Annotated in this window: 1 protein-coding gene and 1 pseudogene; both read left to right on the plus strand. The window is 64.2% G+C overall.

Annotated elements, in window-relative coordinates:
• Positions 1-267: ATP-binding cassette domain-containing protein (locus B3873_RS10830; protein ID WP_286865949.1), on the plus strand; the 267-nt coding region annotated here is incomplete at its 5' end.
• Positions 264-360 (plus strand): annotated as a pseudogene (locus B3873_RS10835) (ABC transporter permease); the annotation flags it as partial. The gene B3873_RS10830 and the pseudogene B3873_RS10835, both read left to right, overlap by 4 nt.

Below are 360 nucleotides of genomic sequence, written 5' to 3' on the forward strand. Positions count from 1 at the left end.
CAGCAGCGCGTGGCCATTGCGCGCGCCATCGTCAACCGTCCGCAGATCATTCTGGCTGACGAGCCGACGGCCAATCTGGACCGGGCCAATGCCAACAAGGTGCTGGCGGCCCTGAAATCCTTCCACGGCGTGGGCGTGACCTGCCTGATCTCGACCCACGACGAAAATTTCCTCACCGGTGCCGACCGCATCATCTACCTGGACCGTGGGCGCATCGTCGATGGCTGGCACAACGGCGTGGCCAATCCCGTGGAGGTGTCGCCATGAACTGGCTCCGACAGCATTTCGCCGCCATTGCGGACGCCCTGCGCCACCTGCTGCGCTCGCCGGGCAATTTCCTGTTGAACGTGCTGGTGGTCT

The organism is Herbaspirillum sp. UBA812, assembly GCF_002296545.1.
In the GTDB taxonomy this organism is placed as follows: Bacteria; Pseudomonadota; Gammaproteobacteria; order Burkholderiales; family Burkholderiaceae_D; genus Herbaspirillum; species Herbaspirillum huttiense.